The following is a 16,372-nucleotide window of genomic DNA, read 5'->3' as shown; positions in this document are numbered from 1 at the left end:
GGCGGGGCATGCCGCGGGCTGCGGGGATCGGGCTAGACTGACCGCGTGTTGACCTGTCGCTGTTGTCGCTGAGTGCCGCCGGCACCCTTCCGCGACCCCGACAGCCCACCCGCGCCGAGCGCGGCGACACCGAGGACACATCCGTGCGTTACGCGAAGAGCGTGGCCGACCTCGTCGGCAACACCCCTCTCGTCCAGCTGAACCGCGTCACCGAAGGCATCTCCGCCACGGTGCTCGCGAAGGTCGAGTACTTCAACCCGGGCAGCACCGCTAAGGACCGCATCGCCCGCAACATCATCGATGCCGCCGAGCGCGACGGACTTCTCCGCCCCGGCGGCACGATCGTCGAGCCGACGAGCGGCAACACCGGCGTCGGCCTCGCGCTGATCGCGCAGCAGCGCGGCTATCGGATGATCTTCGTGGTGCCCGACAAGTTCGCCGGCGAGAAGGTCGCGGTGCTGCAGGCCTACGGCGCCGAGGTCGTGATCACCGAGACGAGCGTTCCGCCCGACGACCCGCGGTCGTACTACAGCGTGTCGGACCGCCTCGCGCGAGAGATCCCCGGCGCCTTCAAGCCCAACCAGTTCGCGAACCAGAACGGCCCCCGCGGCCACTACGAGTCCACCGGCCCCGAGATCTGGCGCGACACCGACGGACGCGTGACGCACTTCGTCGCCGGCATCGGCACGGGTGGAACGATCACCGGCACGGGGCGATACCTGCGCGACGTGTCGGGCGACGCGGTCCGCGTGATCGGGGTCGACCCCGAGGGATCGATCTACTCCGGCGGTCCGGTGCACGGCTATCTCATCGAGGGCGTGGGCGAGGACTTCTGGCCCGAGACCTACGACGCGTCGGTGCCGCACGAGGTGCTGCGCGTGTCCGACGCCGACGCGTTCGCCATGACCCGGCGGCTCGCCCGCGAGGAGGGACTGCTCGTCGGCGGATCGAGCGGGATGGCCGTCGTCGGCGCCCTGCGCGCCGCCCGCGCCCTTCCGGCCGACGCCGTGGTCGTCGTGCTGCTGCCGGACCACGGGCGCGGATACCTCAGCAAGATCTACGACGACGACTGGATGCGCGCGCGGGGCTTCGACGTCGCCGCGCCCGAGCAGGCAGCCGACCGACCGCACCACCGACCCGAAGGAACCCAGGCATGACCGACACGACCGAGCCTCGCGGATTCGAGACCCGCGCCGTCCACGCCGGACAGGCGTTCGATGCGACGACGGGTGCGGTCATCCCTCCGGTCCACTTCTCGACGACGTATGCCCAGGACGGCATCGGCGGTCTGCGCGAGGGCTACGAGTACGGACGCAGCGGCAACCCGACCCGGACCGCGCTGGAGTCGCAGCTGGCCGCGCTCGAGGGCGGCGCTCACGGACTCTCGTTCGCGTCGGGCCTCGCCGCCGAGGACGCCCTCCTGCGGTCGGTGCTGAAGCCCGGCGACGAGGTCCTCCTCGGCAGCGACGTGTACGGGGGCACCTACCGGCTGCTGGCCCGCGTGCTGGGTCCGTGGGGCGTCGGCCTTCGCGTCGTCGACATGAGCGATCTCGGTGCGGTCGAGGCGGCCCTGTCCGAGCGGCCGTCGCGGATCCTGTGGGTCGAGACGCCGAGCAACCCCATGCTCCACATCACCGACATCGCGGGCCTCGCGCGGCTCGGACACGACGCCGGTGCCCTCGTGGTCGTCGACAACACGTTCGCGTCGCCGGCCCTGCAGCAGCCGCTCGCACTCGGCGCCGATGTCGTCGTCCACTCGACGACGAAGTACCTCGGCGGGCACTCCGACGTCGTCGGCGGCGCTCTCATCATCAACGACGGCGCGCTGTACGAGCAGGCGAAGTTCCACCAGTTCGCGGTCGGTGCCGTCTCCGGACCCCTGGATGCCTGGCTCACGACCCGCGGCATCAAGACGCTCGCCCTCCGCATGCAGCGGCACAGCGAGAACGCGCAGGCCGTAGCCGAGTTCCTGAGCGCTCACTCGAAGGTCGCGCGCGTGCACTACCCCGGACTGCCCACCCACCCCGGTCACGAGCTGGCCGCGCGGCAGATGAGCGGGTTCGGCGGCATCGTGTCGGCGGAGCTCGAGGACGCGGCATCCGCTCGCCGTCTCGCGGAGTCGACGAAGCTCTTCCAGCTGGCGGAGTCGCTGGGGGGAGTGGAGTCGCTCATGAACTACCCCGACGCCATGACCCACGCGTCCGTGCGCGGGACCGAGCTGGCGGTTCCCGAGGAGCTGGTGCGCCTGTCGGTGGGCATCGAGAGCGTCGACGACCTGATCGCGGATCTCGACGCGGCACTCGCCCGCCTCTGAGCCGGGCGCGCCCGCTCGTCGCGGGGCGAGGACCGTAGGCTCGAAGCATGACCGAGAGCGCGCTGGCCCAGCCCCTTCGGATCGGCTCCGTCACCGTGCCGAACCGCATCATGCAGACGGCGCACTCGAAGCAGTACTCCGACCGGGTCGAGTCCGATCGGGAGACGGCGTACTTCGTCCGGCGGGCCGAGGGCGGCTGCGGGCTGTTCATCGCGGGCAACCACTTCGTGCACCCCTCGGGCTCGATCCGCGGCTTCCAGGACGCGTTCCGCCCCGAGTCCGTTCCCGCCAGCCGGCGCATGACCGACGCCATCCACGACGCCGGATCCCGGGTCTTCGTGCAGCTCAACCACCACGGCGCGCAGGCGCAACCGGACGGAGCCGACGGCCCGCGCACGGTCTATGCCCCTTCGCGCATACTGTCGCCGTCGACCGCCCACGCCACACGCGCCATGAGCCGCGACGACATCGCGTCGGTGGTCGAGGGCTGGGCGACGTCGGCGGCCCACGCGCGCGCGGGCGGCTTCGACGGCGTCGAGATCCACATGGCGCACGGCTATCTGCTGCACCAGTTCCTCTCACCGCTCTACAACGCGCGGCGCGACGAGTACGGCGGCGACCTCGAGGGGCGCACCCGCTTCCCGCGCGAGGTGCTGCGGGCGGTCCGCGCGCGTGTCGGCGACGACTTCCCGGTCGGCATCCGCATCGTCGCGAACGAGTTCCACCCCGACGGACTCGACGGCGAGGCCATGCGTGCCGTGATCGCGCGCCTGCGGGCGGAGGCGCGCATCGACTTCCTCGACCTCGCTGCGGGCGGGTACCACAACGTCCACTACGTCTTCCCGTCCTCGGCTATGCCGGTCGCGTGGCTGCGCGACGACGTCGCGGCGGTCAAGGCGGCGAACCCCGACGTGCCGGTGTTCGGCGTCGGGGCTGCGCGATCGGTCGAGGAGGCCGAGGAGGTCCTCACGTCGGGCATCGCCGACATGGTGGCCCTCACCCGCGCGCAGATCGCCGATCCCGACCTCGGCCTCAAGCTCACGAGCACCGACGCGCAGGCGGCGGGGCGCGGCATCCGTCATTGCATCCGACTGAATCAGGGATGCCTCGGCCGCGGCAGCCGCGGACTGCCGATGTCGTGCACCGTCAACCCTCTCGCCGGCCGGGAGCGGGAACGGGGCGACCGCCCGCATGCCGAGGTCGCTCAGCGATGGACCGTGATCGGCGGCGGACCCGCGGGCATGCGCGCGGCGATCGAGCTCGCCGACGACGGGCACGACGTGACCCTTCTCGAGGCGGAGCGGGAGCTCGGCGGCCAGCTCCGGCTCGCGCGGCGCGTTCCGGGCCGGGAGAGCGTCGGCCTGCTCGTCGACGACCTGGTCCGCGATCTCGCCGACTCGGGCGTCGAGGTGCGGCTCGGCGTGCGCGCGACGGCGGCGGAGCTCCGCGCCGACGGCCCCGGCAGCCCGGACGGCATCGTGATGGCGACGGGTGCCACGGCACCCCGCCGGACCTCGCTCGCGCTGGGCGGCGCGTACGCCGGCGGATTCCCCCTCGAGGGCACGATCGACGCGTTCGCCGCGGCATCCGATCCCGCACACCTCGGCTCGCGGGTCGCCGTCGTCGACGCGGACGGCACGGCTTACTCGGCCGGGATCGTCCTCACACTGCTCGAGCACGTCCGCGAGCTCGAGCTCATCACGCCGTTCGAGTCGGTGTTCCCGCACATCGGCGCGGGCTACGACCGGCCGCTGCTGCTGGAGCGGCTCGGCGCGCACGGCGGCTTCCGGCGGCGCGCGTCGCAGTCGGTCGTCGCCGTCCGGCCCGGTGCCGTCGACCTCGCCGACACGCTCACGGGGCAGGCCGAGACCCTGTCGGGGCTGAACGGCATCGTCGCGATCGAGCCGCGCGCGTCGGTCGTGATCGACGGACTGGCGGATGCCGCGCCCCGCGTCATCACGATCGGTGACGCCTACGCGCCCCGTACGATCGACGCCGCGATCTTCGAGGCGGTCGAGCTCGCCTACGACGTCGCCGGACTCGGGGTGCTGCGCGGCTGACGCTGCCCCGGCCGCCCGACGCCGGAACCCCGCGGCTGACGCTGACGGCGCCCGCTGGCTAGGGTGGGCCGGGTGGACCCCGTCGCGGCGACGCTGATCATCCTCGCACTGGCGATCGTCGCCTTCGTCAGTAATCGCGTGCCCCTGGGCGTCGTCGCCATCGGCGTCTCGCTCGCGCTGTTCTTCACGGGAGTTCTCACGCTCCCCGAGGCGCTCGCCGGGTTCAGCGATCCGACGGTGCTGTTCATCGCCGCGCTGTTCGTGGTGAGCGAGTCCCTCGACGCGTCAGGCGTCACAGCCTGGGCGGGTCAGAAGGTGATCGGCCGGGCGGGCACGCGCCGCCTCCCCCTGCTCGTTCTCATCTGCCTGCTCGTCGCCGCGACGTCGGCGCTCATCAGCATCAACGGCGCGGTGGCCGCGCTGCTGCCGCTGGTGGTGGTCGTCGCGTCGCGGGCGGGCATTCCGACGTCGCAGCTGCTCATGCCGCTCGCGTTCGCCGCGTCGGCGGGCTCGCTGCTCCTGCTCACCGGCACCCCGGTGAACGTGATCGTCTCGGAAATCGCCGCGGAGAACGGCGGCCGGGCGTTCGGCTACTTCGAGTTCGCGCTCGTCGGGGTGCCGCTGGTCATCGTCACGGTCGCGTTCATGGCGCTGTTCGGCAAGCCGCTGCTTCCCGTGCGCAACGGCGACCGGATGCCCCTCGACCTCGTGCGGCACGCGCGTCTCCTGCGTCAGCAGTATTCGCTGAGCCTCGACACCGGCGTGATCATGGGACCGCGGAACGGTGTCAGTGAGGTCGTGATCCCGCCCCGGTCGCCGCTCATCGGCACGACGGTGTACTGCGGCATGGCGGCCCCCGACGGCGACCTCGTGATCCTCGCCGCCCGCCGCGGCGACGAGGAGCTGAAAGGCCAGGAGATCACGATCCAGGCCGGAGACGTGCTGCTGATGCAGGGCACCTGGGACGACCTCGCCCGTCATGCCGCCGGCAGCGGCGTGCTGGTGGTGGACTCCCCGGCGAGACTGCGGCGCTCGGTGCCGCTCGGCCGTGGCGCGAAGCGGTCGCTCGCGGTCCTCGCGGGCATGATCGTGCTGCTGGCCACCGGCATCGTGCCGCCCGTCGTAGCCGGGCTGCTCGCGGCCATGGCGCTGATCCTGACGCGCGCCGTGACGCCCACCCAGGCCTATCGGTCGATCTCGTGGACGACCATCGTGCTCATCGCGGGCATGATCCCGCTGTCGACGGCATTCATCCAGACGGGCACGGCCGACCTCGTCGCCGACGGGCTGCTGTCGATGCTCGGTGCACGCGGACCGCACGTCGCCCTGGCCGCGCTGTGCGTCCTCACCGTCGTGCTGGGCCAGCTGATCAGCAACACGGCGACGGTGCTCATCGTCGCGCCGATCGCGGTATCGGTCGCGGCATCCCTCGACCTGTCGGTCCAGCCGTTCATGATGGCGCTCACGGTCGCCGCGGCGGCATCGTTCCTGACGCCGATCGCGACCCCCGTCAACCTGATGGTGATGGAGCCCGGCGGCTACCGGTTCGGCGACTACTGGAAGCTCGGGCTTCCGCTCGCGGTGATCTTCCTCCTCTTCGCCGTGTTCTACGTCCCGCTCGTCTGGCCCTTCTGACCTCGTTCAGGCTCGATCGAGGCGGAGCGGAGCGGTATCTTGACCGAATCGGTCAGGGGCTTCAACCGGACGACCATGTCCTCGAACTAGGCTGAAGCCGTGCAGAGCACCGCATCCCCCCGTGCGAATCGCGGTCCCGCCGCCGCCGCCGAGAACCGAAGAGCGCTCATCGCCGCCGCCCGCGAGGTCTACGCCGATGGTGGCCTCGCCGCGCCGTTCAGCGCTGTCGCCAAGCGCGCCGGCGTCGGCCAGGGCAGCCTCTACCGTCACTTCCCCGACCGCACGGCGCTGGCTGTCGCGGTGTTCGAGGAGAACGTCGGCGACCTCGAGGAGTACACCTCATCGCCCGATCGGACGATCGACGACCTGCTCGACCGGGTCGTCGAGCAGGCGGTCGAGTCGACAGCCCTCATCGAGCTCATCACCGCCGATCTGAACGACTCCCGCGTGCGGCCGCTCAGCGATCGTTTCGCCGCCGTGGTGAACTCGCTCGTCGAGCGCGACCGCGCGGAAGGTCGCATCAGCGATCACATCGACGCCGAGGACGTGATGATGGCGGTGAGGATGCTGTCGACCGAACTCGCCCGCACCGAGGCGCCCGCCCGGCCCGCCGTCGCCGAACGCGCGCGCCGACTGTTCCACGCGGCGTTCGCGCCGCGCTGATACGCGTTCTATGCTCCTCGCATGGGGAGATTCATCTACGACACGTCGGCGAACGCCGTCGACATAGACGACCGAACATTGGCGCACCTGCGCATCGTCATGATGAACAAGCTCCGCCGTTCGGAGCCGTTCATGTTCGATGTCGAGGTGGGTGACGGCAGCGGCCGTCGCAGCTTCTGGATCCATCCCGCTGTCGCGCTGCAGTTCCACTTCTTCGGCAGCCGTCAGCCGCGCATCAACCGCCACTGGATCGAAGCCCTGATGCTGTCCGCGAGCGGACCCTCAGGTCTCTCGATCGTTCCCGAACCCGAGGAGCCGACGCCCGAGAAGGGCTGACCGCCGTTCAGTCTCGCGGGACCTCGGTCGCGGGCACTTCCTGACCGGCGACTGTCAGGCTCCCGACATCCAGATTCTCCACCTCGACGCTGCCGAGCGACACGTCACCCTCCACGCCGTTCACCGTCGGGATGGGCCCGGTGTCGAAGTGCTCGGCGACGAGTGTGATGCCGCCGGAGGAGTTCGCCGAGTTCGCGAGATCTTCGATCCACTCGCGGCTGAGCTTCGCCGGCTCGGGGTCGTCGAAGACGAACCGCAGAGGGATGGAGGGGTGCAGCCAGATCGTGCTGCGGCCTCGCGGCTGATCGTCGGGATGCTGCCAGGAGACGGTGAAGCTCTCGCCGCGACGCAGCTTCGTCGCGATCACGACCTTGAGGTGAGCCAGCGCCCGATCCTCGATGTGAATCGGAGTCGCCGACCCTCCGTAGTAGATGGTGCCCACGGTGAGATCCTATGCCTCGCCGCTCCGGGACGGCGGTTCCGGTTCGAGCAGACGCGCGAGAAGGCCGAGCGACTCCGACTGGGTCACCGACTCATCGAGCATCCACTGGGTCTGCAGTCCGTCCGACGCGGCGATCACGAGCGACGCGACAGCTTCGGCGTCGACGTCCTTCCGGATGCGTCCGGCGGCCTGACCGCGCTCGACGCGGGCGACGAGATCTGCGCGCACGGCGGAGAATCGCTCGACGGCGAAGGCAGTCGCGTCGGGATGTCCCGGCTCGAGTGCCGCCGCCACCAGCGTCGAATACAGCTGCACGAGTCCGGGCACGGTGTGATTGCGCCGCGCGGACTCGGTCATGATGTCGACGGGCGAGGCGTCGGCGCTGTGCGGCTCGGCCTCGCCCTTCTGCCGCTCCGCCTCGCGGTACACCTCGACCAGCAGCTGCTCGCGCGAGGAGAAGTAGTGCGTCAGCGCGGCGTGCGAGACGCCGATCTCCTGGGCGATCGAGCGGAGGCTCGTGCCGGCCGATCCGCGCCGCGCGAACACCTCGATGGCCTGGTCGAGGATCTGCTGCCGCCGGGCGAGTCCCTTCGCGTACGGTCCGCGAGCACGCGCGGCGAAGTCGTCGTCGGCGACGGCCGCAGGCTCTTCGGACATGCAGGCATCCTAACCGAATCAAAACCTCCACGCGGAGGTTTTGTGCTAGCGTGCTGACGTGGCGCCCGCTCGGCGCACGTCGACGTCGACCGCACAGGAGAGGTTCCATGACGGCACTCACATCGGTTCAGCTGTTCACCGTGAAGGACGCACTGGAAGCCGATCTCGACGGCACCCTCGCCGAAGTCGCCCGCCGTGGGTTCTCCGCGGTCGAGCCGTACGACTTCGTCCGCCGCGCGGCGCCGCTCGCGGCATCCCTCACCGCTCATGGACTCGCAGCGCCGACCGGTCACGCGTTCCTCGCCTCGCCGTCCTTCGTGAACCCCGACGGCAGCGGCACGACCCTTCCGGTGCCCACGCCCGACGAGGTCTTCGACGCAGCCGAGATCCTCGGCATGGGAACCGTCATCGACCCGTACACCGAGCCCGCGCGCTGGGAGTCGCGCGAGCAGATCGCCGAGACGGCGCGCCTGCTCAACGCCGCCGCCGAGATCGCGGCCGGCCGGGGGCTGCGCGTCGGCTATCACAACCACGCTCACGAGCTCGAGGCGCAGTTCGACGGGCAGACCGGGCTGGAACTGCTCGCCGAGCTGCTCGACCCCCGGGTCGTGCTCGAGGTCGACCTCTACTGGGCCGCCCGCGCCGGAGTCGACCCGGTCGCCCTTCTGCAGCGGCTGGGCGACCGTGTGGTCGCCGTGCACGTCAAGGACGGCACGCTCGACGCCGAAGCGATCCAGGCCTATCCGCCGGCCGACCAGGTGCCGGCCGGGATGGGCGGCGTTCCGCTGGCCGAGGCGCTGGACGCGGCATCCGCTCTCGAATTCGCGATCGTGGAGTTCGACACCTACGCGGGCGATCTCTTCGAGGCGATCGAGCAGAGCCGGGTCTTCCTCGACGAGCGGGCGGCTCGCTGATGGCTGCGCCCGTCGGCGTCGGCATCATCGGCGCGGGGAACATCAGCGATCAGTACCTGACGAACCTCACGAAGTTCCCCGACGTGAAGGTCATCGCCATCGGCGACCTCATGGAGGACCGCGCGCGCGAGCAGGCGGCGAAGTACGGCGTTCCCCAGGCGGGCGGCGTCGATCTCGTGCTGGGCGACCCCGACATCGAGATCGTCGTCAACCTCACGATCCCGGCCGTGCACGTCGAGGTGTCCGAGGCGATTCTGGCCGCCGGCAAGCACGTGTGGACCGAGAAGCCGATCGGCGTGGATCGCGAGTCGTCGCTGCGCATGCTGGAGAGAGCGGATGCCGCGGGCCTGCGCGTCGGCGTCGCGCCCGACACCGTGCTCGGCCCCGGCGTGCAGACCGCGAAGCGTGCGATCGCGCGCGGCGACATCGGGCGTCCGCTCTTCGCGCAGACGACGTTCCAGTGGCAGGGTCCCGAGATCTTCCACCCGAACCCCTCCTTCCTCTACGCCCGGGGCGGCGGACCGCTTCTCGACATGGGGCCGTACTACGTGTCGGCGCTCATCCACGTCTTCGGTCCGGTCGCCTCTGTCGCAGCTGTCGGCCAGCGCGCGACCGACTCTCGCGTGGTGCAGGTCGGGCCGCTCGCCGGTCAGGAGTTCCCCGTCGAGATCCCGTCGACCGTCTCGGTGCTGACGCAGTTCGAGGACGGCGGCCAAGCGTCGAGTCTCTACAGCACCGACTCGCCGCTACTTCGGCAGGGGATCGTCGAGATCACCGGCACCGAGGGCACGCTCGTCATTCCCGACCCGAACACGTTCGGCGGGCGCATCGTGATCACGCGCCCGCTCGCTGAGATGATCGTGCCGCCGGCGCCCATCGTGCAGGAGGTCGTCGAGGTCGAGCAGGAAGGCGTGCTCGCCGGGCGCGGACTCGGGCTGCTCGATATGGTGCGCTCGATCCATGCCGGTCGTCCGCACGTCGCGACCGGCCGGTTCGGCTACCACGTGCTCGATACGCTGCTCTCGATCGAGGAGTCCGTCGAGTTGGGCGCCTTCGTGCCGGTGCAGAGCACGGTCGACGAGGTCGGCTCGATCGCGGCGGACTTCGACCCCTACGCCGCCACCCTCTGACCCCGTCTCTCGCTCTCCGGTCGCGTTCGCGCGGGCACTCTCCCACTCCCGGGTCGTTGAGCGACGAGACGAAACGCGCTGACTCCCGGGTCGTTGAGCGAGGAGCGAAGCGACGAGACGAAACGCGTTCGCGCGGGCACTCTCCCTCTCCGGGTCATTGAGCGAGGAGCGAAGCGACGAGACGAAGCGACGAGACGAAGCGCATCCTGCCTCCCCCGCAAACGCGCTCGCATACCGCACCCAACCGCGCAGAATCTGCGGGCGGGCTAATCGGGCACTGCAGCTCTGGTGGATCGCTGCCCGCGGGCGGACCCTTGGTCATGAATGAGATCAAGATTGGATATGCCAGGGTGTCCACGATCGAGCAGGACCTCTCTGCTCAACGTGAAGCGCTCAGGCGGCTGGGTGTCGACGAGGACCACATCTTCGTCGACCACGGGATGACGGGAGCGAATCGAGCGCGTCCCGGCTTACGCGAAGCGCTGGCAGCGGTGAGATCCGGCGACACGCTCGTCGTCACGAAGCTCGACCGACTCGCCCGTTCGCTGCGCGACGCCCGGGACATCGCCGATGAGCTGACCGCCAAGGGCGTAGCGCTGAGCATGGGCGGCAGCACATATGACCCGACCGACCCGATCGGCAAGCTGCTGTTCAATGTGCTTGGAATGGTGGCCGAATTCGAAGCAGACCTGATCCGCATGCGCACCAAGGAGGGGATGGCGATCGCGCGTGCCAAGGGCAAGCTCAAGGGCAAGCAACCCAAACTGACCCGCACTCAACGAGCGCATCTCTATGAGTTGCTCGACGGTGGCGCCTACACCCAGACCGAGATCGCCGAACTCTTCGGGGTCTCACGGGCAACCATCTATCGTGAGACACGACGCCGAGCGGCGACGCCCCATCCGTAATCACGGCAGCGCCCGCGTCCGACGCGGGCGCACTGTCGTGCTCGCAAATGGACCGGTTTGCGGTCTGGTCTCGGGACACCCCGTAGGTTCTCAGTCATGGCGGCCAATATCGCGATGCTCATCTTTACGCTTGTGGGCATCGGAGGCGGGTTGGCGATTCTGCGGTGGCCCAGAAAAGTCGCCCAGTTCTTCCATCACGCGGCCGAACCGCTCTATAGCGCCGCGAAGCGCGACAAGATCTACACAGAGAGCGGCGCGAAAGCTGCAGGAGTCGGATTTGTCCCGTTTGGCGGCCTAAGTCTCTGCATACTGATCTGGCGCCTACTCAACGGGTTCGGGCTCGCCTAAACGTCATCGCGATTGCTCGCGCGGTCGAGCGGGCTCGCCCGACGAGCCGCTCACTTCACAGACCGCTCGGGGCCCGCGATTGGGCGAGGCCGCCGGCCGGAATGGTTGTACGCTGGCGTACTCGAGCGTGAGGGGGGGGTCGATGTCTTTTCGGGATGCTGTGGACCTGCTCGTCACTGCGCGGGCGCGCGCCATCGCCGGCGGCGGATTCGCGGTGCTCGCAGTCGACGGCGCGTTGGCGGCTCTCGTCGCCGGCCGAAATGGAGAAGCCCTGCGTGAGCTCGCCGGTCTCGGACCGCTCCGGGAACTGCTCGACATGATCGCCGAGGTGAACGTGTGACCTCCAACAACCGGATCGGGGGCACCAACACCCGCCACGGGACGGCGCTAGGCGCAGCCGTACTTGTTGCGGGCATGGCGATCGTCGTCGTAGCCGTCGCCGGGTTCTGGGCACTCGCATATGACCCGCTGTTCTTCGCGGACAGGAATGGCGAAGTCCACATCTACCTCGGCCCTTACGAGGTGACCGACTTCGGGCTCTTTGCTGGAGCAGGCCTGTTTGCGGGACTGATCTCGGGGACCGTCATGGCGCTGGCTCGACCACTTTCCACGCCAAGGAAGCGGGTCGTCTCAGCATCGATTGGTCCGGTCGTCCTGCTACTCGGGGGCGCGGCCCTCATGCTCCTTTGGCAGACCTTCTTGGTGCCCTTCGCCGTGGTGGCCTCAACAAGCGCAGTCGCTTCTTCAGTGGGGTTCCTTGGCGCGCTCCGGCTGGCACAGGAGGTCCCAAGCTCGCCGCGCTGAACTTCCGGCGGCCGCGGATCGAGCGCAAGAGGCGAGACATAGGCACGAGCGGCGTGCGCGCCACCCTCGCTCGACCTGTCAGGCGGGTGAAGTGACCGCTGCGGGACCGATCATCGTCCGGCGCGGGACCCCTCTACGTCAGGTGCCCCAGGGCTTTGAGAACGTCTGCTAGCCATACGAGTTCGAACGAGATCGTGTCGCCCTGGCCGCGCTGGAGGTTGGCCCACGACTCGGTGAGCTGACCGATCGTCGGGGCCGGCGGGCGACTCGTCACGTCGTAGATCTCGGGAAATGGCATCGAGTAAAAGTAGTCCTCGTGCAGAGTGAGGGACCGGCCCTTCGTCTGCTCCAGATGAGAGATTAGTCGCTCGAACACTTCACGGAGTTCCCCGGTGTCGATCGTTAGCCCGCCCCACGATTCCATGCGTTTACGCTAGTCCGCCGATGGACTTCGCAATGCTCGGTCACGGACTGGCTATCGACCGGCTCCAGTCGGTGTCAGGGTGGCCGCATGGAGATTGTCGAGTGGTGGCCGAAGCTGGACTCTGACGCTAAGGCGTGGCTCATCGCCCACAACGGCGAACCGGTCTCTCCCGAAGTGTTGAGCGAGATCATCGCGGTGGGCGGCTCCGTCAATTCGGGCGCGTGGGTCGGCGAGTCAGGACCGGACGGGTTCTTTCTCTCGGACGAAGCAGTCGACTGGATCGAGGCCGCAGCCAACGACGAGTCCGACTGAGACGCGCCCGGTGTCGGACCGGCACGGGGCCTGGGAATGGACGTGATAGAACGATTCGACATCGCCCGAATGACCCGAGAGCCGGCAGACGTGAGCAGTGAGACCGCCCCCTTATACCTTCATGACCTAGGCGACCTTGTGAAGAGGTCAGCCGTTCAAGCTCGAGCACGGCGAGACGCAGCTTTGAACGAGGCTGAGGGTCCGTTCGAGGCCGGCCGCCTGTTCGCCTACGTCGAGGTGATCTCGCTGATGCAACAGCAAGCAGTTGCGTTCGGTATCGACCTCACCGAGTTAGGTCTCGACGACATCGATCCGGAACGAGATCTCCTGTAAGAGCACCGCGCGGTGAGCGACCGGTCGAAGTACGCCCGACCTCCATCGGCGAGACCGATAGCCCGAGGCCCACGCTGTCCCCCAAAGGTCCTACATCGGTGTAGTTCGCCGGTCCGTAGGCTCCAAGACGTCCCACCTCGTCTCCCCCTGGAAGGAATGGACATGGTTATTCGTAGCGCCACAAAGATGGCACTCGCTACAACAGCGGCTTTGCTGATGGGTGTCTCGATCGTGAGTCCCGCCGCCGCGGCAGAGCCAGCGCCGATCGTCGATCTGTCGGACTCCGACGAGGTCAAGGTCCGAGAGTTCTTCGACAAATTCAACGTGGCAGAAGACACGCAAGATCGACTTATCGCGGAGTTTGAAGCCGGCGGCACATGGGACGCACAGTCCTCTACGGCGAAGGCCCGCAAGAAGTCCGTCCGCGAGATCGACGGCGTGTCCTGGACCGTCAGCACCTACGCTGATGGCTCAGTAAGGGCAGAAGGCATCGGCGAGGGTCCGGCCAGCGCGGGCGGCGTTACCCCGTTCGGCGTGGATGGCTGCGGCTACAAGGCAGGCGCCACAGGCAACTTCTCGTCGTGTCACATCTACTATTGGGTCGGCGTGGTCCAGTTGGGCTTCTACGCGAACTTCACGATCAGTAAGACGGGGTACGACAAGATCACCAGCGCGTGGAGCGGTACCCTGTTCGCCGGCGGCGCGTGCAGCCAGAACGTCCCCGAGGCCCGAGTCGTGAAGGGCACCGAATCGTCCACGGGCAAGGCAGTCGCGGGCTTGACGGCGCAGGCCACAATGTGCGCGACGAGCTTCACGGTCAATTTCCCGTCGTACCTCCACGTCGGCGGCAACCAGGCCACGCACGTCTATAGCTGACGCGGCGGCCCGTCGAGGAAAGGAACCAACCATGGACTCTCTGGCAGTGTGGAACACATACGTGATTGTTTCGGTGGTCGTCATCGCGGCCCTCATCGTCGGCGCAGTGCTCTGGGCGCGCGCTCGCAAGAAGCGCCCTCAGTAGCTCCTCCTGCACCGCACCGCAAGAAGGGTCGGCCCCAGCGCCGGCCCTTCTCGCCGTGAACCGATCAGTATCGCCGATACGCGGACATCAACAGACGCCCATGATGCGCGGCGAGGGACCGTCCGGCGGGCGTCCTCCTGGCGGGAGGGCCCGCCCACTCAGACGATGATCAGCCGCTCGCCGTGCCCGACTTGAAATGCCTCGTATCGGTCATGACCGTCGATGAATCGGACCGTCAATCCGCCGTCGAAGACGATAGACAAGCTGCGGGGATCGTCCACGCGGACGTCGGCGACTCGGTTAACGAGCGAGCTAAGCAAGGGGGTGGCTACCAATCGAGAGTCCTGCACCACGGTCTCCTCGCCACCGGCATCACGAACGCGAAGATCACTCTCGACAGTAATCCAGACCATCTCGTCGAACTGGAGCGTGAGCGCATGGCGCCCGAAGCGAAGCTGATCCAGAGATCTCCCTCTGAGTAACTCGAAATTCTCGCCCTGCGGGATCGCCAATTGCCGGACGACCTTTCCAGATACCCGGTTCGGTGGAATGATCCTCCCAACCATGAAAGGACAGAGGATGCGTCGATTGCGAACGCTAGCGCTTGCTGTGAGCGCGTGCGTGCTTCTCGGGGCACTGGCTGACCCTGCTGTCGCGTCGTCGAGCGATCCGGACGCGGCGAACGAGGCGCTGCGGGCCAGTATGGATGAGAAGGCCGAGCAGGAAGCGGAGGACGAGTTCCTGGAGGACGAGCAACGTAGGAGCGAGCCAAGTTCGTTGGTAACGGCCGGGTTCAGTCCTGGCTACTACATCCGCGATGACGGAATTGCAGTAGTCCGCGAGTTCGCTGACAGCGACGGCAGCGTACGACGAGCAGCTGCGAACCTAGAGCATCCGGTCATCTTCGAACGCTCTGCGTACTCGGCCGAAGGTTTCAACGCAGTTGTTCTTGCTAGCTCGCAATTAGAATTGAGCGACGGAGTCAGCGTGGGCAGTTCGTACGATCCCCGCGCCGATGTTCTTGCATTTGAAGGCAACCTCGCACCTGAACTGCTGGCGGAACAACTTGGCGACGTCGTCTATGTTTATCGCTTCGTTCCTGAGGACGCACCCGCCAGGTTCTCTGGAACCCGGACGAGTGACAGCACGCCCCACTATGGTGGGGCTCGTATCAACTCGAATTGCTCTACTGGGTTCACGACTAAGTTCAACGACAACGTGAGGCGCATGCTAACAGCAGCGCACTGTGGCGCCTTGAACTCAGTCGCGACATCGGGCTTGCACTATGTCGGAACGATGACATACAGGCTGCCTTTCCCGGCGTACGACGTGGCATGGCTCGCGTCGAGCACATACACCGGAGTCGTTTATGGAGGCGGATCCACCGGAACGGCGATGTTGGTGGGCGGCAGCGTCGGGAATCCCGGAATGGGTGGCAACTACTGCGCGTCTGGTGCGTTCGGCTACGAGCATTGCGGAATGGGCGTCACAAGTCTCTCCGCAACCTTCTGCGACTCGGGCGGATGCACGCCGAGCCTCGTCACCACGAACAACACGGGGGTCATCCCTGGGGATTCGGGTGGGCCGTTCTACGGCAAGCCCGCCTCTTACGCCCTAGCCCGGGGAATCGTTCTTGGTGGCAACTCGTCCACGGTCTATTTCACGCCGTGGCAACGGATCAAGTCCTACTACACGAGCCTCGAGATAGTTCCGGGTTAGGTAGACCGCTCGATGCCGTCGGGTTGACTTTGACGCAGCCCAGGCGAGATCGAGCTGGCTGCTCCATTCTTGGTCTTCTCGCGGGCCGGCGGGAGGTCGAAGATCGCGGTCGCGTACTTGTCGCCGAACCGGGTGTGACGCCGAACGTGCTCGTCGACACCGATCGGTGCCGCGTCGAACGTAGGCCGAGTGGCGGACACGACGGTGCGAAAGTCATTGCCTGGTTCCGTGGGGCACTTTAGGAAATCCGGCACATCGCTTGAAGCCTGGCCCAAGTTGATCTGGGATCGCCCGCGCTCCGACTTCATCGCTCGGGGGGGGGGGGGGGGGGGGGGGCTCTTGCGGCGGGGGG

General features: G+C 67.9%; 19 protein-coding genes and 1 pseudogene. 16 read left to right on the top strand and 4 right to left on the bottom strand.

Features of this window, described 5'->3' with window-relative positions:
* Window positions 1-143: 143 nt before the first annotated feature.
* The 6 genes from JX005_RS12250 (at window position 144) to JX005_RS12225 (ending at window position 7,008) form a co-directional block, all read left to right on the top strand.
* A complete protein-coding gene (locus JX005_RS12250) occupies window positions 144-1,157 on the top strand; it encodes a pyridoxal-phosphate dependent enzyme (protein ID WP_214467835.1) in 1,014 nt (337 codons plus the stop codon).
* Window positions 1,154-2,314: a cystathionine gamma-synthase gene (locus tag JX005_RS12245; protein WP_214467834.1), complete on the top strand. Its 1,161-nt coding sequence runs from the start codon at window positions 1,154-1,156 to the stop codon at window positions 2,312-2,314. Before JX005_RS12250 ends, JX005_RS12245 begins: the two co-directional genes overlap by 4 nt.
* A 47-nt stretch (window positions 2,315-2,361) precedes the next feature.
* Window positions 2,362-4,374 carry an oxidoreductase gene (locus JX005_RS12240; RefSeq protein ID WP_214467833.1) on the top strand — a complete coding sequence of 671 codons (2,013 nt, stop codon included), beginning with the start codon at window positions 2,362-2,364 and terminating at the stop codon, window positions 4,372-4,374.
* A 72-nt stretch (window positions 4,375-4,446) separates the two neighbouring features.
* Window positions 4,447-6,009: an SLC13 family permease gene (locus JX005_RS12235; RefSeq protein WP_214467832.1), complete on the top strand. Its 1,563-nt coding sequence runs from the start codon at window positions 4,447-4,449 to the stop codon at window positions 6,007-6,009.
* Window positions 6,010-6,108: 99 nt separating this feature from the next.
* The gene (locus tag JX005_RS12230) at window positions 6,109-6,672 is read left to right on the top strand and encodes a TetR/AcrR family transcriptional regulator (protein ID WP_214467831.1); all 564 of its coding nucleotides are present in this window, start codon (window positions 6,109-6,111) and stop codon (window positions 6,670-6,672) included.
* Window positions 6,673-6,693: 21 nt separating this feature from the next.
* On the top strand, window positions 6,694-7,008 hold the full coding sequence (locus tag JX005_RS12225) for a DUF7882 family protein (protein WP_214467830.1): 315 nt from the start codon (window positions 6,694-6,696) through the stop codon (window positions 7,006-7,008).
* Between the two features lie 139 nt (window positions 7,009-7,147).
* Here JX005_RS12225 and JX005_RS12220 read toward each other — a convergent pair.
* Together JX005_RS12220 and JX005_RS12215 are read right to left on the bottom strand one after the other, a co-directional pair.
* Window positions 7,148-7,450, bottom strand: a pseudogene (locus tag JX005_RS12220) (DUF7882 family protein); the annotation flags it as partial.
* 9 nt (window positions 7,451-7,459) lie between these two features.
* Window positions 7,460-8,107 (bottom strand): TetR/AcrR family transcriptional regulator, encoded by a 648-nt coding sequence (locus JX005_RS12215; RefSeq protein WP_214467829.1) that lies wholly within the window; start codon window positions 8,105-8,107, stop codon window positions 7,460-7,462.
* Window positions 8,108-8,214: 107 nt separating this feature from the next.
* On the opposite strand from JX005_RS12215, the gene JX005_RS12210 reads away from it, so the two are divergent.
* The 6 genes from JX005_RS12210 to JX005_RS12185 all read left to right on the top strand — a co-directional run bounded on the left by JX005_RS12210 (window position 8,215) and on the right by JX005_RS12185 (window position 12,211).
* Entirely contained in the window at window positions 8,215-9,021 is an 807-nt protein-coding gene (locus JX005_RS12210; protein ID WP_214467828.1) for a sugar phosphate isomerase/epimerase family protein, read from the top strand.
* Window positions 9,021-10,151, top strand: coding sequence for a Gfo/Idh/MocA family protein (locus JX005_RS12205; protein ID WP_214467827.1), 1,131 nt, complete (start codon window positions 9,021-9,023; stop codon window positions 10,149-10,151). Before JX005_RS12210 ends, JX005_RS12205 begins: the two co-directional genes overlap by 1 nt.
* A gap of 320 nt (window positions 10,152-10,471) precedes the next feature.
* A complete protein-coding gene (locus tag JX005_RS12200; protein WP_214467826.1) occupies window positions 10,472-11,059 on the top strand; it encodes a recombinase family protein in 588 nt (195 codons plus the stop codon).
* 96 nt (window positions 11,060-11,155) lie between these two features.
* Complete coding sequence (locus tag JX005_RS12195) at window positions 11,156-11,407, top strand: hypothetical protein (protein ID WP_214467825.1); 252 nt, start codon at window positions 11,156-11,158, stop codon at window positions 11,405-11,407.
* Window positions 11,408-11,549: 142 nt separating this feature from the next.
* Window positions 11,550-11,747: a hypothetical protein gene (locus JX005_RS12190; RefSeq protein ID WP_214467824.1), complete on the top strand. Its 198-nt coding sequence runs from the start codon at window positions 11,550-11,552 to the stop codon at window positions 11,745-11,747.
* Entirely contained in the window at window positions 11,744-12,211 is a 468-nt protein-coding gene (locus JX005_RS12185) for a hypothetical protein (protein WP_214467823.1), read from the top strand. The genes JX005_RS12190 and JX005_RS12185 overlap by 4 nt, the downstream gene beginning before the upstream one ends.
* Before the next feature lie 133 nt (window positions 12,212-12,344).
* On the opposite strand, the gene JX005_RS12180 is transcribed toward JX005_RS12185, so the two are convergent.
* Window positions 12,345-12,509, bottom strand: a complete 165-nt coding sequence (locus tag JX005_RS12180) for a hypothetical protein (RefSeq protein WP_214467822.1) — start codon at window positions 12,507-12,509, stop codon at window positions 12,345-12,347.
* A 213-nt stretch (window positions 12,510-12,722) separates the two neighbouring features.
* On the opposite strand from JX005_RS12180, the gene JX005_RS12175 reads away from it, so the two are divergent.
* From JX005_RS12175 to JX005_RS12165, 3 genes are all read left to right on the top strand, one after another.
* Complete coding sequence (locus JX005_RS12175) at window positions 12,723-12,947, top strand: hypothetical protein (protein WP_214467821.1); 225 nt, start codon at window positions 12,723-12,725, stop codon at window positions 12,945-12,947.
* Window positions 12,948-13,130: 183 nt separating this feature from the next.
* Window positions 13,131-13,280, top strand: coding sequence for a hypothetical protein (locus JX005_RS12170; protein WP_214467820.1), 150 nt, complete (start codon window positions 13,131-13,133; stop codon window positions 13,278-13,280).
* Between the two features lie 186 nt (window positions 13,281-13,466).
* Complete coding sequence (locus JX005_RS12165; protein ID WP_214467819.1) at window positions 13,467-14,156, top strand: hypothetical protein; 690 nt, start codon at window positions 13,467-13,469, stop codon at window positions 14,154-14,156.
* A gap of 303 nt (window positions 14,157-14,459) precedes the next feature.
* Here the strand turns inward: JX005_RS12165 and JX005_RS12160 are convergent, their stop codons facing one another.
* On the bottom strand, window positions 14,460-14,813 hold the full coding sequence (locus JX005_RS12160; RefSeq protein ID WP_214467818.1) for a DUF6188 family protein: 354 nt from the start codon (window positions 14,811-14,813) through the stop codon (window positions 14,460-14,462).
* Between the two features lie 109 nt (window positions 14,814-14,922).
* Between JX005_RS12160 and JX005_RS12155 the strand changes: the two genes are divergently transcribed.
* Entirely contained in the window at window positions 14,923-16,020 is a 1,098-nt protein-coding gene (locus tag JX005_RS12155) for a S1 family peptidase (protein WP_214467817.1), read from the top strand.
* Window positions 16,021-16,372: the final 352 nt, after the last annotated feature.

Origin of the sequence: Microbacterium flavescens, assembly GCF_018588945.1 — a bacterium.
Classification (GTDB): domain Bacteria; phylum Actinomycetota; class Actinomycetes; order Actinomycetales; family Microbacteriaceae; genus Microbacterium; species Microbacterium flavescens.
This window is presented reverse-complemented; position numbering and strand designations above follow the sequence as displayed.